The organism is Desulfolutivibrio sulfodismutans DSM 3696, assembly GCF_013376455.1.
In the GTDB taxonomy this organism is placed as follows: Bacteria; Desulfobacterota; Desulfovibrionia; order Desulfovibrionales; family Desulfovibrionaceae; genus Desulfolutivibrio; species Desulfolutivibrio sulfodismutans.
This window is the reverse complement of sequence record NZ_CP045504.1, coordinates 575,884-602,614: the sequence shown is the minus strand read 5'-3', so window position 1 is coordinate 602,614 and position 26,731 is coordinate 575,884. Positions and strand designations below refer to the sequence as shown.

Below are 26,731 nucleotides of genomic sequence, written 5' to 3'. Positions count from 1 at the left end.
GATGGTGTATTCATCCCGGAGACGGTCGCTGCACATGGTCGCAACCGCCTCCGTATCATGCCGCGTAAGCGTTAGACGCCCATCAGAATGCTCTCGACCTGGGCCTTGAGCTGGTTCATGGTGAAGCCGCCCACATCGACGCCCTGCTTGGGACAGGTGGCCATGCAGATGCCGCAGCCCTTGCACAGGGCCTTGTCCGTACTGATGCGCTTGTGCTCGCGACCGTTCTCCACATAGACCGTAAGCGAGATGGCCTTGTAGGGGCAGGTGTCCACGCACAGGGCGCAGCCGTCGCACTTGTCCGTGACCATGCTCTTGATGGAATCAAGGGGCATGACCGACTTGGCCAGGATGACCCCGGCCCGGCTCACGGCCGCCTGGGCCTGGGCCACGGCCTCGTCCACGGGCTTGGGATAGTGGCACAGCCCGGCCAGGAAGAGTCCATCCACGGACATGTCCACGGGCCGGAGCTTGGGATGGGCCTCGGTCAAAAAGCCGTCCGCGCCCACGGAGCACTTGTAGAGCTCCACGAGTTCCTTGGTCTGGTTGGGCACGATGGCCGAGGCCAGGACCAGGTAGTCGGCCTTGATCTTCAAGGTCTTGCCCAGGATGGGGTCGTCGCCCACCACGTACAGGGCGTCGCCGTCTTTTATGATCTGAGGCTTTTTCTCCACCTCGTAGCGCACGAAGATCACGCCCAGACGCCTGGCCTCGGTGTAGAGATCCTCGCGCAGCCCGTAGGTGCGGATGTCGCGGTTGAAGATGAAGACGTTCATGTCGGGGTTGAGCTTTTTGAGCTCAATGGCCGACTCCACCGAATGGGTGCAGCACACCCGGCTGCAATAGGGACGGCCGGGTTCGCGCGAGCCCACGCACTGGATGAACACCACATTCTGGGCCGCCTTGGCCTCGCTTGCGCTGACATCCAGGAAGGCGTCGAATTCCAGATGCGTCTTGACCCGGTCGTCGTGGCCGTAGAGGTATTCCGTGGGTTTGTATTCGGAACCGCCGGTGGCCACCACGCCCACGCCGTAGTTGACGGCCAGGGTTTCGCCGCCGACCTCGATCTCGCTGACGAAGTTGCCCACGGACCCGACTGCGGTCTTGAGCATGGCGTTCGTGAGCACCTTGATCTTGGGATGGCTTTCCACCCGTTTGACCAGCGCCGCGACCCTGGGCTTGATCTCTTCGCCCTTCCAGGTCTTGTTGAGCCGAAGGGCGTTGCCGCCCAGGATGTTGCTCTTTTCCAGCAGCACGGTCTCGTAGCCCATGTCCGCGATGCCCAGGGCCGCCGTCATGCCGGACAGTCCGCCGCCGATGACCAGGGCCTTTTGGACCACGTTGACCGAGAGGTATTCCAGGGGGGCCAGAAGCCCGGCCTTGGCCACGGCGATGCGCACCTGGTCCTTGGCCTTGGCGGTGGCCTTCTCGGGCTCGCCGCCATGCACCCAGCTGTTCTGGTTGCGGATGTTGGCCATCTCGATCAGGTATTCGTTGATCCCGGCCTCGCGCAGGGTGTCCTTGAACAGGGGCTCGTGGGTGCGGGGGGTACAGGCCGCGACCACGATGCGGTTTAAGGCATGCTCCTTGATCTTCTCGGCGATGAGCACCTGGGTGTCCGAGGAGCAGGTGAACAGGTTGTTTTCCACGAAGACCACGCCGGGCAGGGTCTTGGCGTATTCCACAACCTCGTCGACCTTGACCACCCCGGCGATGTTGATGCCGCAGGAGCACACGAACACGCCGATGCGCGGGGCGTCGGCGGCCACGTTCTTCTCGGGGGGATAGATCTTTTCCTTGGTCAGGGCGCCCCGGCTCTCAGCCAGGGTGATGGCCGCGCAGGCCGCCGCCGAGGAGGCCTCGGTCACGGACTGGGGGATGTCCTTGGGGGACTGGAAGCAACCGGCCACGTAGATGCCGTCCCGGCTGGCGGCCACCGGCGCGAAGCTGTCGCACTCCGCGAAACGGTACTTGTCCAGGCGGATGTCGGCGGTTTCGGCCAGGGCCTTGGCGTCGGCCGGGGCCTCAAGGCCGATGGACAGCACCACCATGTCGTATTCGTCGTTGTGCTCGACGCCCTGCTCGTCCACCCAGCGCGTTTTCACACCCTTGCCGTCCGGGCCGGGGAGGAAGGAATGGGGACGGGCGCGCACGAAGTTGATGCCTTTTTTCTCGGCATCCACATAGTATTTCTCGAAATCCTTGCCGTGGGAACGGATGTCCATGTAGTAGACGGTCTGTTCCACGTCGCCGGTGGTGTGCTCCTTAGTCACGATGGCCTGCTTGATGGCGTACATGCAGCAGACGCTGGAGCAGAACCCGTTGTCGCACTTGTTGATGCCGCGCGATCCGACACACTGGAGCCACGCGATCCGCTTGGGCTCGGTGTGGTCCGACGGCCGCACCAGATGGCCCATGCACGGCCCGGAGGCGGACAGCAGCCGTTCGTATTCGAGACTGGTGACCACATCCGTGATGTGGGCATAGTCATAGGTGTCGAAGACGGTGGGATCGAAGGGTTTGAATCCCGGGGCCAGGATGACCGAACCGACGTTGACGTCGATGATGGTCTCTTTCTGGTCGAAATTCACCGCGCCGGTGGGACAGTACTTTTCGCAGGCGCGGCATTTGCCCTTCTGGATGTAAATACAGTTCTCGGCGTCAATGGCGTACTTGAGCGGCACGGCCTGGCCGTACAGGATGTAGGCCGCTTTGCGCTTGTCCAGCCCTTCGTTGTACTCGTTGCCCACCTTTTTGGGGCATTTCTCGGCGCACAGGCCGCAGGCGATACACTTGTCCATGTCGATGTAGCGCGGATGCTGTTTCACCTTCACGGTGAAATCGCCCTGCTCACCCTCGACCGCCACCACCTCGGAAAGCGTCATCAACTCGATATTCAAGTGCCGACCGCACTCGACCAACTTGGGGGAGATAATTCACATTGCGCAATCGTTCGTGGGGAACGTCTTGTCAAGCTGAGCCATCACCCCACCGATGCCCGCTTTTTTCTCGACCAGATAGACGTAGTAGCCGGAATCGGCCAGGTCGAGCGCGGTCTGCATGCCTGCGATGCCGCCGCCAACGACCATGACCGAACCGAGTTTTTTCGCCGACATTGAAACCCCCTTTCGCTTTGGGTTGAGCCGCCCCGTCTTCCGGGAAAGCCCTGTTCACCGTTACCGACCGTCTCTTCTCGCGGCCCCGAAGAACCAACTGCATTTCGACCGAACTCCACCCCTCGCCCGTCCTCCCGACAAAAATCGGCGTTGGACATGGTGTGGATAAAGCCTCGACCATCTTGTTTTCTGTGGATTTGAAACTGTCGACAGGCACAGCCCTCAACAGCACCCTCTCCATCCGGCAGGTGCGGTAGTCCTGCCGTCGCACGCCGGTTGCGTAAACGACTCCCATCCACAGGCCGCCCCTGCTCAGGGCTTCCGGAAACCATGATCCATCCGGGCCTGGGATGGGTTTCACCCATCCTCTCCACCTGGCCGTGGCGTCTGCCCATGGACAGGTGAAATTCTTCACATCATCTTTTCCGATTGCCCCTATCGATGCAATTTATACATAAGTATTGAGAAGATAGATGAAATCAACAAACGGGTCAACGGGGATTTTCAATAAGAGACTGCGGCATGTATCTGTTTTTGTCGATGTGTACTGCAACACCTTATCGTGCTACGTATTTAAATTTCATGCCACATCGCGCAAAACCGTCATTACGAAATCCCTCGCGCCTCCCGCCTCTCCCTGGAGGCCCCAGGCCGTCCACATCACGCAAAACGGCCGTCCATGCATGTCGCATGGACGGCCGCCGGTCGTGACACCAGTTGCGCCATCACGGGAAAATCGCAGCCAAGGGTGGTCCGCTTCCATCAGACCCCGGCATCAGGGGCCCTTGCCCTTTCTTGCATATGACCGATCAGAAAACTCCCGGGGATCATGGGAAGCACGCCCCCGGACGCGCCGGATCAGTTGGCCTTGGCCCTGCCCAGGGCATCCCGGATATTGCCCATATCCATCAGCGCCGTGATTCCCCGCCCCACCTCTTTGGGATCGAAGTCCTCCCGGGTGCGTTCCGCCACGCACAGCGCCCAGCTCCCCCCCGGTTCCCGTCCCAGGTACAGCGAACGCCGGATGGCCGAGGTCTCCTCGGTCAAAAGGCCGGACTTGAAAAAAAGCGAGGCGAAGCCGGCGTCCTCGGCCCGCCACAAATAGCGGATGCTTCCCGGGTCTTTGGGCAATTCGCCAAAGGTTTTCGCCTGCCAGGGACAGGCGTCGAAGAGTTCCTGAAGCGTCTCGTTGCAGTCCATATCCGTCTCCAATGCCGTGGTGTTGTCCCCGGCGCCGACACCAGGGAAAATTTTCCCGAAGGTAATCCCTGGGCTGCCCTTCGGCAAGAGGCTCGACCGACGGGTGGGCGCGAGGCCATGGGAGCGGGATATCTCCGCACGGTCGTGACGCGGCTTCAAACGGTCCGCCCGGGATGAAGGGGCCGAACGATTTCGCGTTGCCAAACGCCGGGGGGGAAGGATATCGAACAGCCTGAAACGAGGCGACGACACGCCGCAAAAAAAAGACGGAGGCGATACCGTGCACATCATAAACGAGACCACGTTTCCCCGCAAAGAACCCAAGGCGGCCATCCGCAAAGAGGTGTGCGACGGCTGCGCCATCTGCGTGGACGTCTGCCCCCGCAACTGTCTCGAAGTGGCCATCAACCCCAGACGCTTAAACGCCAGGATCATCCGCCTGACCCCGGAATTGTGCAGCGGGTGCGGGGCCTGCCAGGGCGCCTGCCCCAAGGAGGCCATATTCATTCCCGGCCTGTCCACCGCCGACCTGCGAGGCTACGTCAATCAGGCCTTGGCCATGTCCGGAGTGTGTCCATGAGCGATGTCGACCGGCTGGCAAAGGAACTCCAGGCCATGTGCGACGCCGACGCCGTGACCTATTTCGGGGAGGCCGTGGTGGCCCGGTGGAAGGCCCCGCGCCACATGGGGATCATGTTCGACCCGTCGGGCACGGCCACGGTATCCGGGGCCTGCGACGACACCATCACCCTTTTCCTGCGCGTCGCGGACGGCTGCATCAGCGAGGCCTTGTTTTCCGCAGACGGCTGCGCCTCAAGCGTCGTCTGCGCCGACGCGGCCGTGGAACTGGCCCTGGGCAAGTCCCCGGACCAGGCGGCGGGCATTGAACCGGGGGATATCCTCACGCTTTTGGACGGACTGCCCAAGGACAAGCACAAAAGCGCGCGCATCGCGGCCAAGGCCGTGAAAATGGCCGTCGCGGACTACCAGTCCCGGCATGGGTGATCATGGGGGCGCCCCCAGGGATATCCTTCAGGGAACCCGGGGACTCAGTGCGAGACGAAGGCGGCGTCGGGGCGCAGGGGGGTCAGCGGCAGGGTCACGGTGACCGTGGTGCCCTCGCCGAGTTGGCTTTCCACATGGATATCGCCGCCCAGGGCGGTCAGGATGCCCCGGCAGATGGACAGCCCCAGGCCCGAGCCCTTGCCCACCTCCTTGGTGGAAAAAAAGGGATCGAAAATACGCGCCATGTTGGCTGCGGCAATGCCGATTCCCGAGTCGGACACGGTGAAGACCACTGTCTCCCCTTCCCGCCATCCTTTGAGGGCCAGCACCTTCTCCCGTTCGGAGGCGCCGTCCATGGCGTCCAGGGCGTTGTCCACCAAATGGGAAAAAACCTGCTCCAGATGGGCCGGAGGGACGAAAAGCTCGGGGATGTCCCGGGAGAAGTCCGTTGTGACGCGCACCGACAGCGTCTTGGCCCGGCCACGGACAGCCTTGACGGCGGCTCCGGCCAGTTTGTCCGGACGAATCTTCTGGGGACGCGGATCGATGCGTCCGCCAAGGCTTAAGAGTTTGGCCGTGATGCCCCGGCAACGCCGCCCCTGGGACAGGATGCGGGTGATGGAGGTGTGCAGTTCCCCGAGCAGCTTCGCGTCGGGGATGTCCGCGTCGTGCAGGAGGTCTTCCATCCACCCCGCTTCATGGAACATGATGTTCACCGGGTTGTTGATCTCATGGGCCACGCCCTCGGCCAGGCTCCCCACGGCGGCCAGCTTGACCGTCTCGATCATGCGCAGGCCCGCCATCTTCTCGGCCCGCCGGGCGCCGGCCTGGCGGATGGCCGCCACCAACACCTCCACATCCACGGGTTTGAGCAGATAGTCCACGGCCCCGAGCTTCATGCCGGTGACGGCCGTGCCCACCTCGGTGGCCCCCGTGAGCATGATGGCCTCCACATGGGGCCTTTCGGCCTTGATCTCGCGCAAAACGTCCAGGCCGCTTTTCCCGGGCAGGTTGACGTCGAGCACGGCCACGTCCACCTCGCCCGGCCCGGATGCGGCGTCACCGGACTCCCCGGCCAACACGCGCAAGGCCTCCTCGCCGTCGTGGGCCACCAGGACGGAAAGCCCCCTGGCGGTCAGCCGCTCGGCCAACAGGTCCGCAAAATCGACCTCGTCGTCCACCAACAGCACCCGCTCCGGCATTTCCGTCTCCACCCACCTACTCCGGGACGCCGACGTGGCGGCCATGCGCCACGCCATGTGGCCACGTCCAGCGCCCCGGGCCTATGCCGCAGACCCTGCACAGGCCTGCCGCAATCACGGCAATGCTATTTTCCGTCCTCGTCCAGGATCTTCTGGGCCTCGCCGAACTCGCCGGCCTGGGCGAAGGTGGCCGCCACCATGGCGTCCTCGATCTTTTCCCGGTAGGCCTTTTTGACGGTGCTCAAAAGCTCGTCGATGTCGATGGGCTTTTTGTGGTAGTGGAAGGCGCCGAGCTTCCTGGCCTCTTCCTCATCCAGATCCGTGCCGTGGCCGGTCAGAATGATGACCTGGACATGCGGGTGGCACTTGCGGACCTTGCGCAGGACGTCCATGCCGTCGATGCCGGGCATGCGCAAATCCAGGACCATGACGTCGGGGGCCTCGACCTTGACCGCCTCCAGGGCCTCTTCGCCGCTGAAAACCACCTTGGAGGGCACATCGCGCATCTTCATGCGTTCGGCCAGGGTGTTGACGAAGTTCTCCTCGTCGTCCACCAAAAGCAGCTTGATCTTTTTCATTTGCTTCTCCTTCCTCGTGTTTCGGCCCCCCCTGGGGGGAAAGTCTCTGGTCCGGGGGATGCCCGCCGAACCATTTCGTTTGCGTGGGTACGTCGCATGCGCGCCTCAATCCGCCGTATCGAGTCGCCAAGGGGATGGTCCCCCTCGGATGCGCCTATCCTCAGCCCCCTGCCGCGTCAGCCGGGCATGGGGGAAAAACCAGCCTGATCCTATCCGCCTGGGTTGTCGCAACAGGCCTCCCCGCCCCCTCCCCGCCGTCAAAAGACTCGGGAAGGACCACGGGTGGGGAACCCGCGCCGCCCTCGGGCAAGAGGAAATCCACAACGAGCCCGCTCTCCGCCGTGCCCACGGCGACCCGGACCATGCAGCCGGACAGGGCCTCGATCAGGGCCTGGGCCACACCATAGAGGGCCATCAAGGCCTGCATGGGGGGACACTGGGCCTTGAGCGGGAGGCGCTCCTCTCCGGGCTCGAGAACGAATTCGATCCGCCTTTTTCGGGCGATGCGCCCGATAAGCGAAAACAGAAGTCCCGTGGCGCTTTTCAGATCCGTCGTCTCCGCCGGGCTGTCCGGCACATGGGCCAGACGGTTCAGGCCGTCGCTTAAATTCGATCCCCGCTCCACCTGTTCGTTCATGGCCGCAATCAGGGTCGAAAACTTGTCGTGATGCTGAAACCCCTTGCGAAACCCCAATGACTTGAGGGAGTCCACGCGGCTTAGGTGCAACAGGTCGCCCATGAGCCCGGCGGACTGCTGGATGATGGCCAGGACGTTTTGCATCTCATGGGTGATGGAGGCGGTCACCGCCCCCATGAATGCGGCCTCACGCACGGCCTGCTTTTTGTTCTCCCCGGAGGCGTTCATGTTCACCGCCTGCCGCCTGCGGCTTCGGTCATTTTTTCAATCAGCACGTCGATGTCCAACGGCTTGATCATGTAATCGAAGGCCCCCAGCTTCATGCCCTCAATGCCGTTTTTGGTGGTGCCGTGGCCGGTCAAAAGGATCACCTTGACGTTGGGAAAACCGGCCCGAATGCCGCGCAACACCTCAAGCCCCCGCATGCCCGGCAGCATCACGTCGAGGATCACCAGGTGCGGCGGGTTCTCGGCCACCTCCCGCAGGGCGCTCTCGCCGTCGAAAACCACCCTGGAGGCGATGCCCCGCAGCCCCAGGCGCTCCGAAAGGGTGGTCACGAACTCGCGTTCGTCGTCCACCAAAAGCACGTTCCAGTCTTTTCTCTCCATCAGCTTGCCGCTTCCTTCCTGGCCTTTTTTGGCAGGTATATGGTGAAAAGGGTTCCCTCGCCTTGTTTGCTCGTGACCGCGATGTCGCCGCCAAGTTTCTTGATGATGCCGTAGGTGATGGACAGGCCAAGGCCCGTGCCGGTGCCCTTCTTGGTGGTGAAAAAGGGTTCGAAGACGTGTTCGAGGGTGTCCTGGGACATGCCGCAGCCATTGTCCTGAAAACTGATGACCAGGGAATCCGGGGTGGTCTCGCCGGTCTTGACCTCGATGTTCCCGTCGTCGGGCACAGCGGCCAGGGCATTGTTCAAGATGTTCAGGAACACCTGCTGGAGTTGGCCCCGGTCGGACATGATGCGCGGCAGGGATTCGTCGAGCTCCCGCACGATGGTCACCCCCCGGTGTTTGGCCTCCTGGTCCAGGAAGCTCAAGGTGTCGGTCAAGACCTCATTGATATCCAGTTCTTCATAGCTGACGTCCATGCGCCGGGCGAAGCCGAGCATGCGGTGGGTGATGTCCCGGCAGCGCCGGATGCTTTTGAGGATGGCGTCGGCCAGGGTGATGAACTTGTCCCGATCCGGGAAATCCGGACGCAGGCCGAGAAGATCCTTCATGAGCCCGGCCTTCTCGTTGATGGCCGCCAGGGGGTTGTTGATCTCGTGGGCCACGCCTGCGGCGAGACGCCCGATGGAGGACAGTTTCTGGGCATGCTCCACCTGCCGGAAGGCCAGTTCCCGGCGCTCCTCGCTCTCGCGCATGCGCTGGATGAGCAGGTCGGTCATCTTGTAGACCACCAGGAAGATGGCCATGACCCCGAGCACGAAGATGAACAGCAGGTCGCCCTTGACCATGTACCAGGTCTTGAGCGCCGATCCCCGGGGTTTGACGGCCATGAGCACGAAATCCGTCTCCGGAAAATAGGAATAGGCCAGGTAGATGTCTTCGCCGTTGTGGTCCTGGGTTTCCACCAGCCGGGCCTCGTAGCCCTGGGGGGGCATGGCCATGGGCAGACGTTCGAGCACCTTGCCGTAATAATTGGAATTGGTCTGGAGGATGCCCTCCTTGTTGAGCAAAAACGCGTCGCTGTCGGGCTCAAGGCTCATGGCCGCAATCAGCCGGTCGAACCGGGTGGTGTCGATGGTAGCCCGGACCACCCACTTTTTACCGTTTTCATCCATATGGCGCACGGCGATGACCATGTGCGGGAAATTCCGGTAGCCCATGAACACGTCGCTGATGTAGGTGCCCCGGATCATGACCTGGTTGAACCAACTCTGTTCGGCGTAGTTTTTCCCGGCCAGGGAATAGGGCCCGGCATAGCTCACCTGGACGCCGTTCTCATCGAGCAGCCCAAGGTCCACAAAGCCGTCAAAGACCTGGGTCATAACCCGGAAGATATGCTTGAGGTTTTTTTCCTGGGCCAGTTCCTCGAAGGGATAGGCCGAGGCGATGAAGCTCACCGTGGAGGTGCGCTCGGCCAAAAAAAGCTCAAACGAATTCTTGGTCTTGGACACCAGGATGCGCAATGGATTTTGGATTTCCCGGCCTAGGGCCGCCCGGTATTCATAGTAGTTGATGGCGGCCATGAGCAAAAGCGGGACTACGGAGACCACGGCCATAAGCCCCACGATCTTGCGCCGCAGGCTCATGTAGCGTTCCGGGGACAGGATGTCCTCGCTGCCGTGCAGATCCTTGAACGAGTGGCGGAAAATGGTCTTAAACACGACCGTCACCGCCCGCAAAGAGCATATCCCCGGACTTGAGCCTTCCGGCCAGAAATCGCGTCAACGCGGCCTCGGCCGTGCCCGCCACGGCATCCAGCACGTCCACACGCTTCCAGCGCAGATAATGGTAGTATTCCTCTTCGATGCCGCCGCAGATCACCGTGTCGATGTCCCGGGACAGCACCAGATCGCACAGGTCGTCGGCCGAGGCGTTGGGAAGAACCAGGTTTTGCCGTCCCTCCACTGTCCCATCTTCGGACACGGCCACGATCAGCGCCTCGCCCGCCAGGTCGAACCTGGGGGCCACCTCGTCCCGGAACAGGGGAATCAGGATCTTTTTGGTGCGCATGCTCATGCCTTTCCAATGGGTCGCGGTTGACGGATTACGAACGCTTCCGTCCCCGGTTGTCTCCCGGCCGCCCCGATGCAGGGGACTGGTCGGCTTTGAGGGCGGCCAGGATATGCCCCGGCAGATGCGCCGGAAGGATCATGTCCTTTTGGCATATCATGGCGGCATATTCCACGATGTTTTTGAGTTCCCGCACATTTCCCGGAAAGCAGTGGCTGCGCAAAATCCGTATGGCGCGCGGAGAAAAGCCCTTGATGTCCTTTTTGAAACGGGCGGCGAAACGGGACAGAAAATGGGTCAAAAGAAACTCGACATCCTCGCCCCGGTCCCGCAGCGGCGGCAGATGCACCCGGACGGCGCCCAGGCGATGGAACAGATCCTCGCGCAACACCCCGGCGCGCACCAACTCCTCGGGATCCTTGTGGGTGGCGGCGATCAGCCGGACGTTCACCCGCACGCCCTTGTCCGAACCGGCCGGGATGATGGTCTGGTCGTCCAGAACGCGCACCAGTCCGGCCTGATGGGCGGCAGGCAGATCGGCGAGTTCCGACAGGTACAGGGTACCGCCGTTGGCCCGCTGAAAACAGCCCGGAACGGCCTCCCCCTCCTCGGCCACCCGGCCGTACAGTTCGATCTCCAACAGATGCTCGGGCATGGGGCCCAGGTTGACCCGCACGAAGGGACCACGCGCGCGCGGTGAGGCCTTGTGGATGACCTGGGCCGACAGATCCTTGCCGGTGCCGGTCTCGCCGGTGACCAGGACCGGGGAGTCGGATTGGGCGATGGCCGGGAGCACCTTCTTGATGCGCTCCATGGCCTCGCCCCGGCTGATCAGTTCCCCGGCCCCGGAGGCGTCCTTGAGCCGCCGCTCCATGTCCCGCAACGGCGCCAGGTCTTCGTAGGCCTCAAGGAACATGAACGCTACGCCTTGCTCATCCCGGACATCGATGCGGGTGACCCGGACGGGCAGTTTGTGGCGATGACGGTCGATGATGTCCGTCTCCCTGCCCTTGACCGGCTCATCGCCGCGCCCGGGCGTTTCAACCTGCCGGACGCCGCGCAGATGCAGGCCGCAACGCAAAACATGATGACAAGGGATCCCGGCGGCCTCGTGGCTGGTAAAGCCGGTCAGATCTTCCAGGGCCTTGTTCATGAACACGATGCGGCAGTCCGGGTCCAGCGCGGCGATGCCGATGGGCAGCCCCCCCAGAATCTCCGAGAGTCGGGCGAGATCCGTCGCAAGCGCGGTGGGTGGGCATGGTGCGGTGCGCACGGAGTTCTCCACGGTTGTGTTCCTTTCCAATGTCGCGCCGTCGCTAGTGCGCGCCGCCGCCAACAACACCCGAGGCCGCGAAGGCCAGGACCAGGATTTCGGCTATGGCGATCATGGCGAACAGGATATCTTTTTTCTTCAAATATGCCACGATAAGAGGAACGTAGCACACCAGTGTCATGCCCGCCAGCAAGACGATGCCCAGAAAATTAATGAAATCGCCCTTGTTGAGAAGGGCAGCCCAGCCCCATCCCACGGGCACCTGCCCAGCAGTCAGGTATTCCTGTACCGGATGGAACCACACACGGGTCACCACCTCCATGGGGACATGGGGTTCCAGAATGCCGAAGGCATAGACCAGATAGGTGACGATCATCAGCGCAAGCCCCGACCAGCAGCCGTAAAACAGCATATTGGCGTAGAGAACCTGCTCTTTGGGAGTCGTGTCGTATTTCGTGGACGTCATGGGATGCTCCTGTGCAATTCTCGCGTTTATACCTGAAAACGATACCCTTTTGCGCGCGGGCGAAAGCCCGTCCTAGATGCCAAACCCCTTGAGAAAGGCCCGGCCGCCCGAGAACAACAAGACGCCAATGACCATGTAGCGGATGAACTTGGGCTTGGCCACGGCCAAGAGGCGCACCCCGACAAAGGAACCGAGCATCAGCCCGATGATGGAGGGAATGGCCATCAGCGGGATGACGCAGCCCTTGTTCAGATAGACCCAGGCGGCGGAGGTGTCGGTGATGGACAATAAAAACTTGCTGGTGCCGACGGCGATTTTCAGCGGCGCGCCCATGAGCATGTTGAGCACCGGGACGTTGGCCCAACCCGCGCCCAGGCCGAACATGCCGGCCATGAGGCCGATGAGAATGAAAAGAAGAAGGCCCGGCAGGGTGCGATGGGTCTTCCAGGAAATGACCTCACCCGTGGAGGGCTCGGTGTAGATGCCGCTCATGCCCAGGGCCAGGCCGATGGCGTCCTGCTTTTCCACATGGGGCCGAACCACGTTTTTGGAGGTCAGAAGCAAAATGGCGATGAACATGATGGTGATGCCAAGGCAAAGCTGAAGGATATCCGTGGGCAAGGCCAGGCCCACAAACGCACCGACGATGGAACAGGCCGAGGCGATGAGCGCCACGGGCAGGGCCAGACGCAGGCTGGCCAGGTTGCGGCGAAGCAAACCAGGCCCGGCGGCCAGAGCCCCGGCCAGGGCCACAAGCAGTCCCGTACCGCGCACAAAATCCAGGTGAAAGGGAAAAAATCCGCTGACCAGGGGAACAAAAAGGACCGCGCCGCCCACGCCCGCCAGCACGGCGATGATTCCCAGGATAAAGCAGAATCCCAACAAGATGATGGGCCACATCCACCACGGCGTGTTGCTTGACGCGCCGGTCATGGCGTCAACGGCGGCCGCGCCCTCGGCGGCCATCCCGGCATCGGCCCCGGCCCAGACCAGTCCCGCCACAAGGAGGCAGGCCGCCGCGACCAGAATCGTCGTCCGAATCGGTTTCGCTCTCATGTCCTTACCGTTCTCCCTTTTCACATGTAGTGTTCGTAGGTCCATTCCCAGAGGCCTCGCCCCGTGGACACCCCCGGCCAGGTCCGCCGCCGGGCCGTGGCCATACGGCATGGCCTCGTGCGGCACCCCTGATTATCAAGAACCGTACCAAGTGAAAAACCGCACAAACACGGGCTTGACGCCCGGCTCCCCGGGGCGTATCGGCAAAAACACGCCGCATGGCGGCAAATTTTTGCCGCCTTTCCGGCAGGAAGCGTACAACCCAGAACAACCGGAAGAGCGTCAACCCCTTGTGCGGCATGAAATTACCGCTGCGAGGGGCTCATACCCACGACATTCCGGTTCGAAGCACCTCCCCGGCAGGAGATATCGCCATGTCCACCCCCGCTTCCCGTTCCGGCAAATTCTTGCCGGTCGACGATGACAACGATTTCGCCCTGGGGCCGGACGGACCGGCATTTCTTTTCCGTTCCCCGGCCATGCGGGCCCTTCGCCGGGTGGCCGGGCAGGTGGCCGGGTCCGACGCGCCCATCCTGGTCTATGGGGAATCCGGCACGGGCAAGGAACTGTTCTCCCGGCTCATCCACACCCTGAGCAACCGGCGCGAAAAACCCTTTGTCCCCGTCAACTGCGGCGTGCTCAAGGGGGAACTCTTTGCGGACAAGTTTTTCGGGCACGAAGCCGGGGCCTATACCGGCGCCAACCGCCGCCAGAAGGGAAGTTTCGAGGCCGCCGAGGACGGAACACTTTTTCTGGACGAGGTGGGGGAGATTCCCCAGCCCAACCAGGTGGATTTTTTGCGCGTCCTGGAACAGCGCACCTTCAAGCGTCTGGGCGGGGAGAAGGATCTGCCCTTTCTGGCCCGCATCGTGGCCGCCACCAACCGCAGTCTGCCCGAAATGGTCCAGACGGGGTTTTTCCGGGCCGATCTCTACTACAGATTAAACGTCGTGCCCATCTCCCTGCCGCCGCTGCGCGACCGGCGCGAGGACATCCTGCCCCTGGCCGAGCACTTTCTCGATCTGTTCCGCCACCGCTATCACAAGCACGGCCTGGATCTGCGCCCCTGCGCACGCCGTGCCCTGGAGGATCATCTGTGGCCGGGCAACGTGCGGGAGCTTAAAAACCTCATGGAACGGGTGGTGCTTCTGCATCCGGACGGCATGGAAATCATGGCTGCGGACCTGCCGCTGGAGATGCGGTGTGACACGGGCGGGAATTCCGGCGGGTCCGAGCCGGACTGTCTGAGCCTGGAGGCGGCGGTGCGCGAGGCGGAAACCCGGGCCATCCGCCGGGCCCTGGCCGCCGCATCGGGCAGCAAAGGCCGGGCTGCCGAGCTTTTACGGATCAGTCCCCGCACCTTCCGGCACAAGGTGGCCCAGTACGGCATGAAGTTGTAAGCCGGGTCCGGAAAGCCCCGGGGAAAAAAAGAGCCCGAACCAGGGTTCAGGCTTTGAATCTTCGCTGTGGAGCAAGATTGAAGCAAAAAAAGTCTCCGGCGACCTTCTCCGGGGCGGTATTATTAACCCTTCGTCTGGAGGCGCGCCACGGCCTTAGGCCCTCCTCCTCTCTGGAGGGCCAGTACGGACAACAGGCTCCCCTGCCCGGGCCGCCGAAACACCTCAGCCTTTCGGTGTATCCAGTTCCGCAAATCGCGCCAGCTCCCTTTCGACATCCTGGAGCATCCGCTGGTACATGTCGAGTACGTCATCGTGAGACGCCCGTTTCTCAGCATAGGAAGCATCGTAGTCAAGCCCGCCGATTCGTGCTCCGGCAAAAATGGTTTTCGCCTGCTCGTAACTTTCATTGTGCTGAGCAAACTTTGCGGCATTGAGCCTGTCGATGATCAAATCCTCAAGGCCTATGACCCCAATGATATCGCCATCAATGGAGAGATGCCGCACGCGGGATTCGGCATCGTGCCCCTCTTCAAGAGAGGCCCCTTGCCACTCTACAGCCAACAATGGATTTTTACTGAAATAATTGTGCTGCATCCGTTCAAAGCCAAGTTCTTTTTCAAGGCAGTCAACCAGGCCATCTTGCGAACTCTTAATGTCTATATCAAGAGACGTAAATGCCCCCTGCGTGTAGATTTCAACCGCCTCGCCGCCTACAACTATAGGGGGTTTGAGATTATGGTCAGCAAAGTAACGCGCTACAATTCCGAGGAATTTGATTTTCCGACGGTATGCATCCTGTTCACCGGACAACTCTCGTAGCATGTCTTTATATTTTGACATGGCGGCTCTTCAGAACATGACGATAAGAACGGGTTTGCCGTCAATCACCGTCTGCTTCAAGTAGCGCCGAAATAACAGAGCATAGCGGCACTTGCGGAGCAGTTCCGCCTTTTCCGGTGTACGCGGCTTGTTTGACGGCGGGGCAGGGGCCTCGCCACAGGCGCGATTGGAAAACTCCAGTCGGCGGAGTTTGGGATAGATGTCGGCCAGCGTATCAAGCTGAAGGACTTCTGCCATAACAAACGCACCTCTTCCCCGGGATCAGGCTTATGCCACGCCCTGTCTGATATGTGCGGTTTGCCGGAGCCGGAGTCAAGCGCATTCGAGATTCCGACTCCACGTTCCAGGCTTGAGCCGGAGCATGCCTCATATGTCGCTGCCAATGCAATCGCAGAGCTCCACTTTGTTCCCGTGAAAATCGCCGGAAGGGCTTCGGCCTCGGTATCGAAAGTTTTGCATGTCGTGGAATAGCCTCGTTTGCGAATCCGGGCCTCCCACTGGAGATTTCCGCGCTTCCGAAAAGTAGCCATTTGCACCGCCTCTTTGTTGGAGCAAGTGGAGCAAAAAAGTAATATGGGGAAAAATGAAGGGGCGAAGAAGTGCCGATGAACAGTAAATTCTTCAATGATGGCGGAAGCGTATAGGAGTCGAACCTACCTGCGACCTCTCGACCGCACACCGGATTTGAAGTCCGGACGCACCCCTTTTTCGCGCATTCCCTGCCTATCCCCTCTCTACTCATCCCCTTGTAATCCACGGGAAATCTCTGTAGTGCTTTCCCACGTCTGCCCTGGTCGCTGAAAATTTGTGGGGCAGGTGTGGGGCAGGCATGGCCGCTAAACACTCGAGTCCCTACCCCGGCGTGCGCTACCGCGAGCACCCCACGCGCCTGCATCGCGGCGCGCCCGACTGCTATTTCACCCTGCGCTACCGTCGCGACGGCCGGGCCATCGAGGAGGCCCTGGGCTGGGCCTCCGACGGCTGGTCCGCGAAGAAAGCCGCCGCCATCCTGGCCGAACTCAACCGCGCCCACGCCACCGGCCAGCCCGGCCACACCCTGGTCACGCTGCGGGCCGAGGCCGAACGCCGCCGCGACGCCGAAGCCCAGGCCGCCACCCAGGCCGCGCGCGACGCCCAGTCGTTGCGCCACCTGGCCGAGACCCACTACCTGCCCTGGGCTACGCGCAACAAACGCTCGGCATCCGACGACGCCCAGCGCCTGCGCCTGCACGTCCTGCCGCGCCTGGGCGACCTGACTCCGGCCGAGATCACCGTCGGGCACATCGAGTCCCTGCGCGACGAGCTGTTGTCCCGGCGCTCCCCGGCCACCACCCTGCAGTGCCTGGCCGTGCTGCGGGCCACCCTCAACCACCTGTCGCGCCTGGGTCTTTTCGAGGGCCGCAACCCGGTTTGCGGCATCCGCCTGCCCCGGCTCCAAAATGCCCGGCTGCGCTTTTTCACCCGCGACGAATTCACGCGATTCATTGACGCCGCCGCAGATCTGCCGCTGTTCCAGGACGCGGCGATCCTGGCCGTGAACACGGGCCTGCGCCTGGGAGAACTGATGCGCCTGGCCCGGCCGGACGTGGATCTTGTCCACGGCCTGCTCCATGTGCGCGACACAGGCGGCAAGCCGGGCGGCATCGTGCCCGTCAACGCCGCCGCCGCCGCCGTGCTGGCGCGCCGCCTCGACGTCGGGCTGCCGCGCCTGTTTGCGCCTCGCGGCGACCGCCACTGGTACAGCGACATGTTCCGTCGCGTGGCAGACCGCTGCGGCATAAACGACGGCATCACCGACCGCCGCCATCTCCTGACCTTTCATTCGCTGCGGCATACCTTCGCCTCCTGGCTGGCTCTGGATGGCACGGACCTGTACCGCATCCAACGCCTCATGCGGCACGAGTCCCTGGCGATGACCCAGCGGTACGCGCACCTGATCCCCTCCGCCCTGCAGTCCGACGTGGCGAGACTGTGCGCGCCGCCATGCCCGCCAGATTCGTGCGGGGCGTGACCCCGTACCGGCGCACGATCCACTCCAGGAGCGCCCTGGTGTCGTAGAGCACCCTGGCGTTGGTGGACGTGCCGACCTCGTAGCGAACCGCCGGGCCCTGTCCCCGCGAATCCTCGTTGCACAGGGCCTTGTACGAGACCACGCCGCCCATTCGATCCTCGACCTGCCGCCGGGCAATGCGCATGGGCAGCCCCGGCAGCCAGGCCTCGACCCACTCCCGTTCCTCGGCCGAAAGCTCCCGCGTCAAGTCCATCACGCCTCCCCCTCGTCATACGATTCCTGGGCGAACTGCATGGGCATGGTGATGGCCGTGAGCCGCACCGGCCCGGCCTCGCCGTCCTCGCCGTCCTCGTCCACGGGTGTGACCAAAATCGGCGCGTCCGGCCCGGAAAACGCCAGCCCGATCCGCTCCGCCTCGAAAAGCCCCAGGATGCCCGCCATGTCCTTGGCGGCGATCCCCACCGGCCACAGTTCGCCCCGGGCCGTCACCTCCGCACCCAGATCCTCCTCGCCGCCGCCGTCCAGGGTGGCCAGGGTCACGCGCCCGGCCGGGGAAAACTCCTGCCCGGTGGCGAACTCCAGCCTGACGGTGCGGTCATGCTCGGCCAGGACCACGGCCAGCGCGGCCAGCATGTCCTGGCGGTCGATCTGGGCCGAAAACGCCGGATCAGCGCAACGGGCCAAAAACGTCCCCGTGTCCGGGAACGGCCCGTCGGCCAGGGCCAGCCCGAGCCGTCCGCCGCGCCACGCCACCCACAGCCGTTTGCCCTCGACACAGACCCGGGCCCCGTCCCGGCCCAGGGCGCTGGCCAGGATCTTGAGGTGGCGGCCGGCCACGAGCACGCCCGCCTCGGGCAACACCTCGGCCAGCGCCCGGGCGTCGAACACGGCGCGCACGAACTGGTGGCCGTCAAGCCCCTCGGCCAGACACTCGCCCGGCCCGGCGGCCGGGGCCAGATGCAGGCAGGCCTGGACGCCCAGGGCCTCGTCCGTGGCCACGGCGTACCGGGCCAGCGTGACCGCAGCGGCGGCGTCCGGCCCCGCGTCCGCACCGCCCTCGGGCGCGGCCACCGGCTGCCGCCAGGCCGTATCGACCGTGGCCAGCCGGTAGCGACGCGGGCCGCAACGCAGGGTCAGGCTGTCGCCCGGCCCCTGGGTCAGGAGGATCTCGGCGGCGGGCAGTTTTTTGAGCAGGGCGTGCAGGGTGGCGGCGTCCATGCCGCAGACCTCGAAATCTCCGGGCTGCGCAGGCACTCGTCCCCGAAATTCCACGGACCCGTCCGAGGCCTCGACAGCCAGAGCCTCGCCGTCCGGCACGAGCCACACGGCGGAGAGGGCCCGGTTGGCGACGTGGCCGAGCATGGACCTGGCGGTCATGGCGGCCAGCTCGACGGCCTGGAACAGCTCGGTGCGGTCAACGGTGGCCACGTCCGCCTCCAATGAAAAACGCGCGGTCCGGGAGCAGGCTCACCGCTATGGCGGCCAGCCCGGCCAGGATCAGGATGTCGAGGATGATGCTCATGACGTCCTCCATTTTACGCCGCCCCGGGCGGCATGCTCCGGGTGACCGTGGCGCGTCCGCTGGCCCGCTCGCGACACGCCCGCAGGATGCGCAAGGCATGGGCCAGCTCGCGGGCGGCGCCCTCGGTCAGGGAGAGCGACGTCTCGCCCCATTCGCCCACGGGGCGGTTTGCGGCGTGCGCGGCCAGCCGCCCCAGGAATTTGTCCGCGTCCAGCGCGGCGGTGCGCCCCACAATCTCGTTTCGCCTGTCGTCGTAGCTCATGACGTCCTCCCTGCAGCGATCGTTTCTTCGTCCGCGCGCATTTCCGCACGGCATTTCTTGCGTCGGACGGCGCTCCACGTCTTGGCCGTTGTGGATCTGTTCGGCTCCAGAACCTCGTCCCACGTTTTTCCATCGAGCATGCGACCGGCGCTTTTCTTGCCGACGCGGGCCATGCACCTGGCGTTGTCCGGCCAGGTTTCGCCGAAAAACTCCGCTGCATCGTGACTGTACGTGCCCCCGTTCGGGGTGATGCCGACAGCCTTCTGCTGGCCATTGGGCAGACCTGGCCGCCAATCGCCCCAAGATTTGAAGAAAAACGGCACATCCGCATCTTGGCACTGGCCCCGCAGCCCCCGCACCCAGTCCGGATGCATGGGCCGTGCGCCCGGGCCGCTCTCGCCGCCGCAGATGGCCCAATTCACACCCGGAGGGCTCACCACGTTCTCCCTTCCCCTCGGGGTGATCTCCCGCCTCAACGGGACCAAAAAACGGCGGCAATCCACCTGCCCCAGGAGCGGCTCGAACGACACGAACCGAACCACCGCCGGGGTGTCGCGCAGGATCGGGATACGTTCGTCGGCCCTGGCCTGATCCTCGGCCGTAACGCCGAGCCAGACATGGCGCATCGGCCAGCCCACATTACGAACTCCGCACAAGGTGTCATTCAGGACGGCCAACACCACTTTGGCGGCCTCCTCTCCTTGGAGTTCCGTCGCTGCGTGGGCAAGGCGTTGCGGCGTCACCTGCGTCATGTAGTCGCGCATCCTCTCCGGACGTTTGGCCAGGAGCAAAAAACGATGCCGGGCAGTGAGGGCCATGACCGCGAAAATGCGGTCCAGCCATTCGTCCGGCGTGGACGGATGAAACAGGTCGGTCATTGACCCGACGAAAATATGGCGACCTCTTTTCCAACGAAACGGCTGCTCCATGGCAGACGTTACGAACTCCGTTCGCCCGTTCCAGGCTTGGTTGTCCTGGTCCACGACCTCCCGATATTGATGCGGGGCTGTTGGGATTTGCGCCAGACGACAGGCCATCCTCGACGCGTAGCAGTGGTCGCATCCCGGGGATATCCTTGAACATCCCACCACCGGGTTCCACGTCGCATCGCACCATTCGATTTTGCTTTTGTCGCCCATCCCCGCCTCCTCAAAACCATTCGTCGTCGTTTGGTTCGTCGCCCCCGGCCGGGAGCTCGTCGTCCGTCACCGTCAGGCCCAGCCAGAGCACCCCGGCCAGGGCCGCGCCCGTGGCCACCCCGGCCAGAAACAGGATCACGCCGCTTCGGCCTTGGCCTTTGCCGTGATGTCGCGGTAGCTGATCGCCCACACCCACGGATTTTTGTCCGAGCCGAAGCCGCGCGCCGCATTGATCTGATCCCAGAGCTTGAGATAGGCCCGCACCGGATCATCGCGCCACTCCGACCACGGCCAGCCATGATCATCCGTCCCGGGCAGCCCGTCGCGATCCGGCAGGCCCCATTTCCAGATGCGGCCATCCTTGGACAGCCGCACCAGCCCCTCGGCCGCCACGTCCGCAGGCGTGATGTCCAGGAGGCGCTGCGGCCGTACCGCCACAACCTCGTAGGTGTTGCGGGAGGCCCCGCGGGGCATGTGGATGGAGGGACGTTTCTCCCACATGGCGTAAGGATCTGGCGCGGAAAAGTGATGCACCCCGCCCAACCCGGTGGGGTAATGACGATTGGGCGTGTCTGGAGGGTTGCCGTCTGCGGCGTAGTGGATCAGTGGCCCCCTGCAACTCGCAAGCGATTGCGGCTCACCGCTTGGAAGTCCGCAGGGATAGCTGCCTGCCTGCCAAAACGTCTCCCGCACCCACAGCCGGTCGCCCACCAGGTGCGGTGACCGGACCGTCGCTAAACACGTCTCCCTGCCGCGCTCGGTGAAAACAGCCCCCTGTGGATCAATGACCATAAAACTCCAACGGTCTATGTCGTCCCTAACTGTGCTCGACACGCAAAACGTCCACCGGCCCGTATGACTGTCCGGCGGCTGCACCCGCATCACCCGCCGCGTCTGGGTCTTGCGCCCGGCGCGGTTGCCCAGCACCATCGGCGCGGAAAACAGGATCGGCCGCTCTTTCATCACCAATCCCCCCGTGGCGTTTGCAGCATCCGACGGTCCACCGGCCGCCGCCGCCGTTCGTCGCGCACCCGCATCACCCCGGCCACCGTGGCCAGCGCGCCGCGCAGCGCCTTGCGCTCGGTGGTGGTCAGGCCCGGGCACTCCATGGCCCGGCGCAGCGCCGACACCGCCGCCGCCAGATCGCGACCAGCGAAATCGTCCAGGGCCTCGCTCACCCGGCCCGAGGCCTGGGCCACGCCCGGCCCCACGTCCTGCCTCGCGGCCCGCGACGCCGGGAGCGCCGCGCCTACCCGCGACACCCCCGACGCCTCGTCGGCGCCGAACCGGAGGGAGGCGGCCCCGGCTCGGTCGCGGACCACGAAGGGGACGACAGTGTTCACGACTGCCTCCCGGCCTCGCGCAGCGGCCGCAGCCCGCCGATCACGTCCAGGCAGGCGTTGACCAGGTCGTACAGCTCCCGGATCACGCGCCGCGCGTCGTCGGGATCGATGTGCCGATCCGCCACGGCCCGCTCGCCCTCCCGGGCCACGTCCGCCATCTCCCGGAACAGATCGCCGATGGCGAACACCAGCGCCTCGGGGTCCAGCGGGTCCGGCGCGGCGTCGAAACCGATTTCCTTGGCCTTGGCCCGGATGCAGTCCAGGACCAGGGTCGAACGCGTGATCACGCAAAACCGGGCCAGGGACGGCAGCGTCGGCCAGTACGGGTCGCTGGGGTTCAAAATCCGGGAGATGTTGGCGCTCGACCAGCCCACGAAATCCGCAATCTCGTCCCAGGAGCGGCCGGACATCCGGGCCTGCATGGCGATCACGTCGCCGTAGCCGAGCTTGGCCAGATCGAGGCTCATGGTCTTGTTTTGGTCTGTCATCGCATCTTGTCCTTGCGCGGAAAATCGTGTTGGGGTGCGAATGTCGGGCTACAGGCCCACGGCCTTTTTCAGCTTGGACAGAAAACCGGCCCCCGACGCCTCGCCAACCAGGGGCGGGGCGGGCCTGCGAGGGGGAAACCGGGGCGCGGGCGGCTCGGGCAAAAGCTCTGCCGGGATACCCAGCTCGATCAGCCGGGCGATGTGTTTCGGACTGGGCCGCCTCCCGGAAAAAACGTCACACAACGCCCCCTTGCTGATGCCCAGCGCGTCGGCCAGGGCCTGATATTCCACCTCGCATTGCAGCAAAAACGCCTTCAGGCGGACTTGACGGGAGGGGTTCGGGTTGCGTATCTGTTCGCGTAAATTCATAACGGTTTTCCTCTTCTCGCTGTAGGAGCTAACGATGGATAAACGGCGCAAAAAGGGGTTCACGCTGGAGCAACACCAGCGGTTCGGCGACGCCATCCATGCCGCCCGGACAACGCTCGTCAAACTTACGGTCGAAGCCAGCAAGGCATATCCTTTCAAGGAAAAGGTCCACCGCCGGATCGGCAGGGCGCTCGATGCGATCGAAGAACTTCGAAGTGAGCTCGACAGTCTGGTCTTCGCCGAAAACCGGGACCGTGGCTCCACGGAAAATGCCGAAATCTACTACGGCCCCCGCAAAGAGGATGGCAGTGACGAAAAGACTCATCTGTCATCGCCGCAATAGGCCATGCTCTCCAGCACGGCGTCGAGGATTTCCGGGGTCAGGGAGCGATCCGGAAGGTCTTTGTCACTGCGCCAGGAGGAGCTGATCGAGATGAAATCGCCGTCGGCGACCCGCAAATCAGAACGAAGGATGTGCGCGGCCACGGCGCCTTCAAATTCGCACGAAGGGGCGAAGGCGACCACGACCCTGAACCGGCCGCCATCGGCTCGTCTCGTGCAGCGGGTGAACTCGAGAACGCCGCAATCATCAATGACGTGGCGTTCCAGGACCGGTAGAAACGGGGCTATCCCCGGGAGAAATTGCTCCCGGTCGGTGTGTGTGTCGGACCAGGTGGGTTGCATGTCGGTCATGACGTGCCTCCGTTTGGTTGCCCCGGCGCGGCGTTCGCCCCAGGGGCGGGAGTGCGGCGACGCGGGCGAATGGGGTTGGGGCGGGTTTCGCGGTGCGTTGCCGTTCGCATGATTTGGGCTTTAACGAAAAGGCGCGAACTTTGTCAACAAATTTTTCTTCACCACCCACCTCCGCTGAGGACAATTTTAAAGCTCTTCTTGGCGAGAGGTTTCGTAAACTTATCAAGTCATTAGATATGAAAGATATTGAGTTTGCCAAACAAACTGGCGTGCAAAAAGCAACTATTTCTGGTTATGTAAACGGTGATCGTGAGCCTTCGGCTTCTTTTCTCGCGAAACTCGTTCGCATTTTTAACATCTCATCTCACTGGCTTTTGACCGGCGAGGGGGCCATGTTCCGCGACAACCCCCCGGCCGCCGAGACGAAGTCCGACGAAAAAACCCCGTTTGAACGCAACTTGGCCGCGCTTGAGGTAAGTCTTGACCGCATGGACGCATCAAACGAGACAAGGAAAGAAGCGTTGTTCCGGTTTCTTGACGATCAACGACGCAACGCAGCAACAAAGGATTATGCTTTCGCGGAATCTCCACCGCATAATGGACACACTGTCCAGGAACGTCTTGCCGGATTTAACGCCACCGACCACAAAACTCCAATGAAGGAGTGACGTCATGTCCAGCTACAACGACGCCGAGGACGCCCACGGTCAACCCGTCAACCGGGCATTGAACGCCAGGAGGCTCAAGGAGCGCGGACTAGACGAACTGCTCGGCATTTGCACCGGCATGATTGCCGACGGCGCGGTCAACGAACAGGAGGCGAACTACCTCCTGGACTGGCTGAACCGCCGCCTGGACGTGCAGCAGGAGTACGTCGGCTATCTCATCTACTCGCGGGTCTATGAATTTTTGCGCGACGGGCGCTTTGACGAAAACGAAAAGCGTGAACTCTTCGAGCTTCTGGCCGCCACCTGCGGCCACACGCCCCAGGCCCCGGGCGTCACCCTGTCGGCCTGTTCGTTTTTCGACACGCCGCCGCCCAAGGTGCAGATTGACAACCACTCTTTTTGCCTGACCGGGCGTTTCGCCTTCGGGGCGCGCAGCGAGGTCGTGGAGGAAATCCTGAATCTCGGAGGCTGGGTTCACGGCACCCTGTTGCAGAGCACCGATTTCCTGGTGGTCGGCACCCTGGCCAGCCGCGACTGGAAACACAGCTCGTTCGGCAACAAAATCAAGCTGGCCATGGAGTTCCGCGAAAGCACATGCCACCCGTTCCGCAGTCGCGTGAGCATCATCTCCGAAGACTGGTGGGCCAAGCACATTTTCTCGTAACCTGGAGCACCCGCCATGCGCATCCTCTTCCGCGCCCTGGCCCTGGCGGCCGTCCTGCTCCCGGCGTTCGCCGCCGGGCACGCCGCCGACCCCCTGCCGCGCCACGTCTGGCTGGCGGCGCGGCTCGTGCGCGTGGTGGACGGCGACACGTTTTCCCTGGCCGCCCAGGGGCAGGTGGTGCGGGTGCGCCTGGCCGACGTGGACGCCCCCGAGCGCGACCAGCCGGGAGGCGACGACGCCACCGACCGGGCCGCCGAGCTGCTGGACGCCGGGCCGGTTGAGGTCATGGCCGTGGCCGTCGACCGCTACGGCCGCACCGTGGCCCGGGTGCGCGCCGACGGCAATGATCTGGCCTGGAAACTGGTGCGCGAGGGCCTGGTCTGGCCGGACTGCCACCAGTGCGGCCTGGACGACCGGCTCTATTTCGGGGTTTACGGCGTGATGGCCCGCTGGTCCGGCATGGGCCTGTGGGCCGCCGCCGACCCGATCCGGCCCGCCACCTGGCGACGGCGGCAAAAAGCCGAGGCCGCGCCGTGAAGCCCATCGAATCCATCACCTGCCCGAGCTGCAACGTGGAGTTTCGCCGCGAGGATGTGCCGCCGAGCCACCTGTGCCCGGTGTGCGGCGCGCACCTGTACGGGAGCCGGACGGCCGGGGCCGAGTCCGCCGGGACCGCCGCCGCCGAACCGGACGCGCCGCCGACCGCAGCCAAGCCGCCCCTGTCGCTGAAAGATTGGGAGCTGATCGCTAAGACTTTGGTTGGATTGGTTGCGGCTGTGCTCATTGCCGTGTCCCTGTTCACCCACTCCGCCGAGGACGAGGCGCGGCAGAAGCGACAGGCTGCGGCCAAGACAGAACGCGCCGCCAAGACCGCCCACCTCGCGCCCGGCCAGTGCGTGACCGAGGGCGGCCATTTCGCGGCGGTGAGCGAGGAATTGCTGGACCGCGTCAACACCTACCATAGCCAGCGCGACCTTGCGGCCATCGAAAAACTGCTGGCCTCCGGGATGGTGATCACCCTGGCCAAGGGCAAAACGGTCTATGTCGATTATTCCTCTCGCCACGCGCGCATCCGGCCGCCCGGCGAGACCGCCGAGCTGTGGACGGATGCGACGGCCGTGACGTGCAAATGACCGGAAAACCACTGAAGGCAACGGAGAAGATGATAATGAATGAATTTCAAGCAAAGATATCAAACCTACTGGAATCAAAAAACGCAACTTTGCCCTGCTCGCGTTGCGGCGGCGATGAATTTGCTATTGACCCCGCGCCATTTAAGATTGCCGAGCCACCTTCCGGGGGATGGTCTGGCGGGGCAAGCATCAGTTGTGCAATGCTGCTATGCCGAAATTGCGGAAACATCGTGTTTCATTCGCTGAAGGTGCTAGAGGGTGGCAATGCCAGCTAAAATTCATTCCTTCCCGACCTCTATCCGAGAAAACAGGCCACGAGCCAATTTCGCCAGCGGCGATGACCGTGGCGACGGCGTTGACTTCCAAGGCGGGGATGGTAATGATTCAGGCATGGAAGCACGGATAGCAAAACTTGAAGCCCTGGCCGAAAGCACGGATAAGCGGCTCTCCAACATTGAGATCGATATCCGTGACATGCGGAAAGAGGCCAGCGCCGGGCAAAAACAGTTTTTTCTAGCCCTCGTTTTTGTCGCGTTGGGCCTAGCCGGGCTCATGGCGAAAGGATTTGGCTGGTTAAATTAGCGCGCCCTCAACTCCGCCGCCGATACCTTCCCTCCCTCACCTCGATCCGCCCGGCCGCCACTGGCGTCACGGGAGGAACCGCCCAAGGCCAGGTCACGCTGCCCACGCCGGATGCGTCGGGCACGGCCGGATAAAAAAAGCCCCGGATCGCTCCGGGGCTGCTCGGCAACATGGGCGCACGGCTGCAACCGACCGGATTTTCTACCCTGACGACGGGGTTGCCGCACCCGCTGGCCTCCCGGGTTTGCCCGGGACGATGGCCATTTTCTCGGGGTCCAGGGCGTAGGCGCGCCCGAATTTGGTGACTCCCACCACACGATCCCTGCGGATCAGATCCCGCAACCGCTTGGGCGACAGCCCCAATATTGGCGCGGCCTGATCCACGGTCAAAAACGCGTTCGTCACG

The 26,731-nt window shown here is 63.3% G+C and carries 33 protein-coding genes and 1 tRNA gene; 10 read left to right on the top strand and 24 right to left on the bottom strand.

The annotated features are described in order from the left end of the window. Window positions 1-71: 71 nt before the first annotated feature. Entirely contained in the window at window positions 72-3,116 is a 3,045-nt protein-coding gene (locus tag GD606_RS02945; protein ID WP_163301296.1) for an FAD-dependent oxidoreductase, read from the bottom strand. Window positions 3,117-3,974: 858 nt separating this feature from the next. Then, window positions 3,975-4,316, bottom strand: a complete 342-nt coding sequence (locus GD606_RS02940) for a hypothetical protein (RefSeq protein ID WP_163301295.1) — start codon at window positions 4,314-4,316, stop codon at window positions 3,975-3,977. 280 nt (window positions 4,317-4,596) lie between these two features. On the opposite strand from GD606_RS02940, the gene GD606_RS02935 reads away from it, so the two are divergent. Next, window positions 4,597-4,896, top strand: coding sequence for a 4Fe-4S binding protein (locus GD606_RS02935; protein WP_163301294.1), 300 nt, complete (start codon window positions 4,597-4,599; stop codon window positions 4,894-4,896). Then, window positions 4,893-5,321 (top strand): iron-sulfur cluster assembly scaffold protein, encoded by a 429-nt coding sequence (locus tag GD606_RS02930; protein ID WP_163301293.1) that lies wholly within the window; start codon window positions 4,893-4,895, stop codon window positions 5,319-5,321. The genes GD606_RS02935 and GD606_RS02930 overlap by 4 nt, the downstream gene beginning before the upstream one ends. Before the next feature lie 44 nt (window positions 5,322-5,365). Here the strand turns inward: GD606_RS02930 and GD606_RS02925 are convergent, their stop codons facing one another. The 9 genes from GD606_RS02925 to GD606_RS02885 all read right to left on the bottom strand — a co-directional run bounded on the left by GD606_RS02925 (window position 5,366) and on the right by GD606_RS02885 (window position 13,211). Next, complete coding sequence (locus tag GD606_RS02925) at window positions 5,366-6,535, bottom strand: sensor histidine kinase (protein WP_246298939.1); 1,170 nt, start codon at window positions 6,533-6,535, stop codon at window positions 5,366-5,368. 113 nt (window positions 6,536-6,648) lie between these two features. Beyond that, the gene (locus GD606_RS02920; RefSeq protein ID WP_163301292.1) at window positions 6,649-7,101 is read right to left on the bottom strand and encodes a response regulator; all 453 of its coding nucleotides are present in this window, start codon (window positions 7,099-7,101) and stop codon (window positions 6,649-6,651) included. 160 nt (window positions 7,102-7,261) lie between these two features. Continuing rightward, a complete protein-coding gene (locus GD606_RS02915; RefSeq protein ID WP_163301291.1) occupies window positions 7,262-7,966 on the bottom strand; it encodes a hypothetical protein in 705 nt (234 codons plus the stop codon). A gap of 2 nt (window positions 7,967-7,968) precedes the next feature. Beyond that, window positions 7,969-8,346, bottom strand: coding sequence for a response regulator (locus GD606_RS02910; RefSeq protein WP_163301290.1), 378 nt, complete (start codon window positions 8,344-8,346; stop codon window positions 7,969-7,971). Then, window positions 8,346-10,067 (bottom strand): sensor histidine kinase, encoded by a 1,722-nt coding sequence (locus GD606_RS02905; protein WP_246298938.1) that lies wholly within the window; start codon window positions 10,065-10,067, stop codon window positions 8,346-8,348. Before GD606_RS02905 ends, GD606_RS02910 begins: the two co-directional genes overlap by 1 nt. Continuing rightward, window positions 10,060-10,416: a NifB/NifX family molybdenum-iron cluster-binding protein gene (locus GD606_RS02900; protein ID WP_163301289.1), complete on the bottom strand. Its 357-nt coding sequence runs from the start codon at window positions 10,414-10,416 to the stop codon at window positions 10,060-10,062. The genes GD606_RS02905 and GD606_RS02900 overlap by 8 nt, the downstream gene beginning before the upstream one ends. A gap of 34 nt (window positions 10,417-10,450) precedes the next feature. Then, window positions 10,451-11,701 (bottom strand): sigma 54-interacting transcriptional regulator, encoded by a 1,251-nt coding sequence (locus tag GD606_RS02895; RefSeq protein WP_163301288.1) that lies wholly within the window; start codon window positions 11,699-11,701, stop codon window positions 10,451-10,453. Between the two features lie 31 nt (window positions 11,702-11,732). Beyond that, window positions 11,733-12,155: a DUF1634 domain-containing protein gene (locus GD606_RS02890; protein WP_163301287.1), complete on the bottom strand. Its 423-nt coding sequence runs from the start codon at window positions 12,153-12,155 to the stop codon at window positions 11,733-11,735. 72 nt (window positions 12,156-12,227) lie between these two features. Continuing rightward, window positions 12,228-13,211 (bottom strand): sulfite exporter TauE/SafE family protein, encoded by a 984-nt coding sequence (locus GD606_RS02885; protein WP_163301286.1) that lies wholly within the window; start codon window positions 13,209-13,211, stop codon window positions 12,228-12,230. Window positions 13,212-13,585: 374 nt separating this feature from the next. Here GD606_RS02885 and GD606_RS02880 point away from each other — a divergent pair, with 374 nt between their 5' ends. Then, on the top strand, window positions 13,586-14,611 hold the full coding sequence (locus GD606_RS02880; RefSeq protein ID WP_163301285.1) for a sigma-54 interaction domain-containing protein: 1,026 nt from the start codon (window positions 13,586-13,588) through the stop codon (window positions 14,609-14,611). Window positions 14,612-14,833: 222 nt separating this feature from the next. Here the strand turns inward: GD606_RS02880 and GD606_RS02875 are convergent, their stop codons facing one another. From GD606_RS02875 to GD606_RS02865, 3 genes are all read right to left on the bottom strand, one after another. Continuing rightward, window positions 14,834-15,451, bottom strand: coding sequence for a hypothetical protein (locus GD606_RS02875; RefSeq protein ID WP_163301284.1), 618 nt, complete (start codon window positions 15,449-15,451; stop codon window positions 14,834-14,836). Between the two features lie 9 nt (window positions 15,452-15,460). After that, window positions 15,461-15,688 carry a hypothetical protein gene (locus GD606_RS02870; RefSeq protein ID WP_163301276.1) on the bottom strand — a complete coding sequence of 76 codons (228 nt, stop codon included), beginning with the start codon at window positions 15,686-15,688 and terminating at the stop codon, window positions 15,461-15,463. A gap of 391 nt (window positions 15,689-16,079) precedes the next feature. After that, a tRNA-OTHER gene (locus GD606_RS02865) sits at window positions 16,080-16,170 on the bottom strand. 110 nt (window positions 16,171-16,280) lie between these two features. Here GD606_RS02865 and GD606_RS02860 point away from each other — a divergent pair. Next, window positions 16,281-17,462, top strand: a complete 1,182-nt coding sequence (locus GD606_RS02860) for a tyrosine-type recombinase/integrase (RefSeq protein ID WP_163301283.1) — start codon at window positions 16,281-16,283, stop codon at window positions 17,460-17,462. Between the two features lie 252 nt (window positions 17,463-17,714). Here the strand turns inward: GD606_RS02860 and GD606_RS02855 are convergent, their stop codons facing one another. From GD606_RS02855 to GD606_RS02825, 8 genes are all read right to left on the bottom strand, one after another. Next, complete coding sequence (locus GD606_RS02855; protein ID WP_163301282.1) at window positions 17,715-18,890, bottom strand: hypothetical protein; 1,176 nt, start codon at window positions 18,888-18,890, stop codon at window positions 17,715-17,717. 107 nt (window positions 18,891-18,997) lie between these two features. After that, on the bottom strand, window positions 18,998-19,246 hold the full coding sequence (locus tag GD606_RS02850; RefSeq protein WP_163301281.1) for a hypothetical protein: 249 nt from the start codon (window positions 19,244-19,246) through the stop codon (window positions 18,998-19,000). Beyond that, window positions 19,243-20,385 (bottom strand): DUF5131 family protein, encoded by a 1,143-nt coding sequence (locus tag GD606_RS02845; protein WP_163301280.1) that lies wholly within the window; start codon window positions 20,383-20,385, stop codon window positions 19,243-19,245. Before GD606_RS02845 ends, GD606_RS02850 begins: the two co-directional genes overlap by 4 nt. A gap of 10 nt (window positions 20,386-20,395) precedes the next feature. Continuing rightward, on the bottom strand, window positions 20,396-20,524 hold the full coding sequence (locus GD606_RS20710; protein WP_281362031.1) for a hypothetical protein: 129 nt from the start codon (window positions 20,522-20,524) through the stop codon (window positions 20,396-20,398). Continuing rightward, window positions 20,521-21,348 (bottom strand): hypothetical protein, encoded by an 828-nt coding sequence (locus GD606_RS02840; RefSeq protein ID WP_163301279.1) that lies wholly within the window; start codon window positions 21,346-21,348, stop codon window positions 20,521-20,523. Before GD606_RS02840 ends, GD606_RS20710 begins: the two co-directional genes overlap by 4 nt. After that, window positions 21,348-21,728 (bottom strand): hypothetical protein, encoded by a 381-nt coding sequence (locus GD606_RS02835; protein WP_163301278.1) that lies wholly within the window; start codon window positions 21,726-21,728, stop codon window positions 21,348-21,350. The genes GD606_RS02840 and GD606_RS02835 overlap by 1 nt, the downstream gene beginning before the upstream one ends. After that, window positions 21,725-22,216: a phage regulatory CII family protein gene (locus tag GD606_RS02830; RefSeq protein ID WP_163301277.1), complete on the bottom strand. Its 492-nt coding sequence runs from the start codon at window positions 22,214-22,216 to the stop codon at window positions 21,725-21,727. Before GD606_RS02830 ends, GD606_RS02835 begins: the two co-directional genes overlap by 4 nt. Window positions 22,217-22,264: 48 nt before the next feature. Then, window positions 22,265-22,585, bottom strand: a complete 321-nt coding sequence (locus GD606_RS02825; RefSeq protein WP_176629190.1) for a helix-turn-helix domain-containing protein — start codon at window positions 22,583-22,585, stop codon at window positions 22,265-22,267. Window positions 22,586-22,619: 34 nt separating this feature from the next. Here GD606_RS02825 and GD606_RS02820 point away from each other — a divergent pair, with 34 nt between their 5' ends. Then, window positions 22,620-22,928 carry a hypothetical protein gene (locus GD606_RS02820; RefSeq protein ID WP_163301673.1) on the top strand — a complete coding sequence of 103 codons (309 nt, stop codon included), beginning with the start codon at window positions 22,620-22,622 and terminating at the stop codon, window positions 22,926-22,928. Here the strand turns inward: GD606_RS02820 and GD606_RS02815 are convergent. Next, entirely contained in the window at window positions 22,907-23,278 is a 372-nt protein-coding gene (locus GD606_RS02815) for a hypothetical protein (RefSeq protein ID WP_163301674.1), read from the bottom strand. The genes GD606_RS02820 and GD606_RS02815 overlap by 22 nt on opposite strands. Window positions 23,279-23,418: 140 nt before the next feature. Here GD606_RS02815 and GD606_RS02810 point away from each other — a divergent pair, with 140 nt between their 5' ends. The 5 genes from GD606_RS02810 (at window position 23,419) to GD606_RS02790 (ending at window position 26,325) form a co-directional block, all read left to right on the top strand. Next, window positions 23,419-23,946, top strand: a complete 528-nt coding sequence (locus GD606_RS02810; protein WP_163301675.1) for a helix-turn-helix domain-containing protein — start codon at window positions 23,419-23,421, stop codon at window positions 23,944-23,946. 4 nt (window positions 23,947-23,950) lie between these two features. Then, window positions 23,951-24,610 carry a BRCT domain-containing protein gene (locus GD606_RS02805; protein ID WP_163301676.1) on the top strand — a complete coding sequence of 220 codons (660 nt, stop codon included), beginning with the start codon at window positions 23,951-23,953 and terminating at the stop codon, window positions 24,608-24,610. A 15-nt stretch (window positions 24,611-24,625) separates the two neighbouring features. Beyond that, a complete protein-coding gene (locus GD606_RS02800; protein WP_163301677.1) occupies window positions 24,626-25,147 on the top strand; it encodes a thermonuclease family protein in 522 nt (173 codons plus the stop codon). Continuing rightward, window positions 25,144-25,743 (top strand): hypothetical protein, encoded by a 600-nt coding sequence (locus GD606_RS02795; RefSeq protein ID WP_163301678.1) that lies wholly within the window; start codon window positions 25,144-25,146, stop codon window positions 25,741-25,743. The genes GD606_RS02800 and GD606_RS02795 overlap by 4 nt, the downstream gene beginning before the upstream one ends. A gap of 264 nt (window positions 25,744-26,007) precedes the next feature. After that, the gene (locus tag GD606_RS02790; RefSeq protein WP_163301679.1) at window positions 26,008-26,325 is read left to right on the top strand and encodes a hypothetical protein; all 318 of its coding nucleotides are present in this window, start codon (window positions 26,008-26,010) and stop codon (window positions 26,323-26,325) included. Between the two features lie 201 nt (window positions 26,326-26,526). Here the strand turns inward: GD606_RS02790 and GD606_RS02785 are convergent, their stop codons facing one another. Continuing rightward, window positions 26,527-26,730 (bottom strand): hypothetical protein, encoded by a 204-nt coding sequence (locus GD606_RS02785; protein ID WP_163301680.1) that lies wholly within the window; start codon window positions 26,728-26,730, stop codon window positions 26,527-26,529. Window position 26,731: the final 1 nt, after the last annotated feature.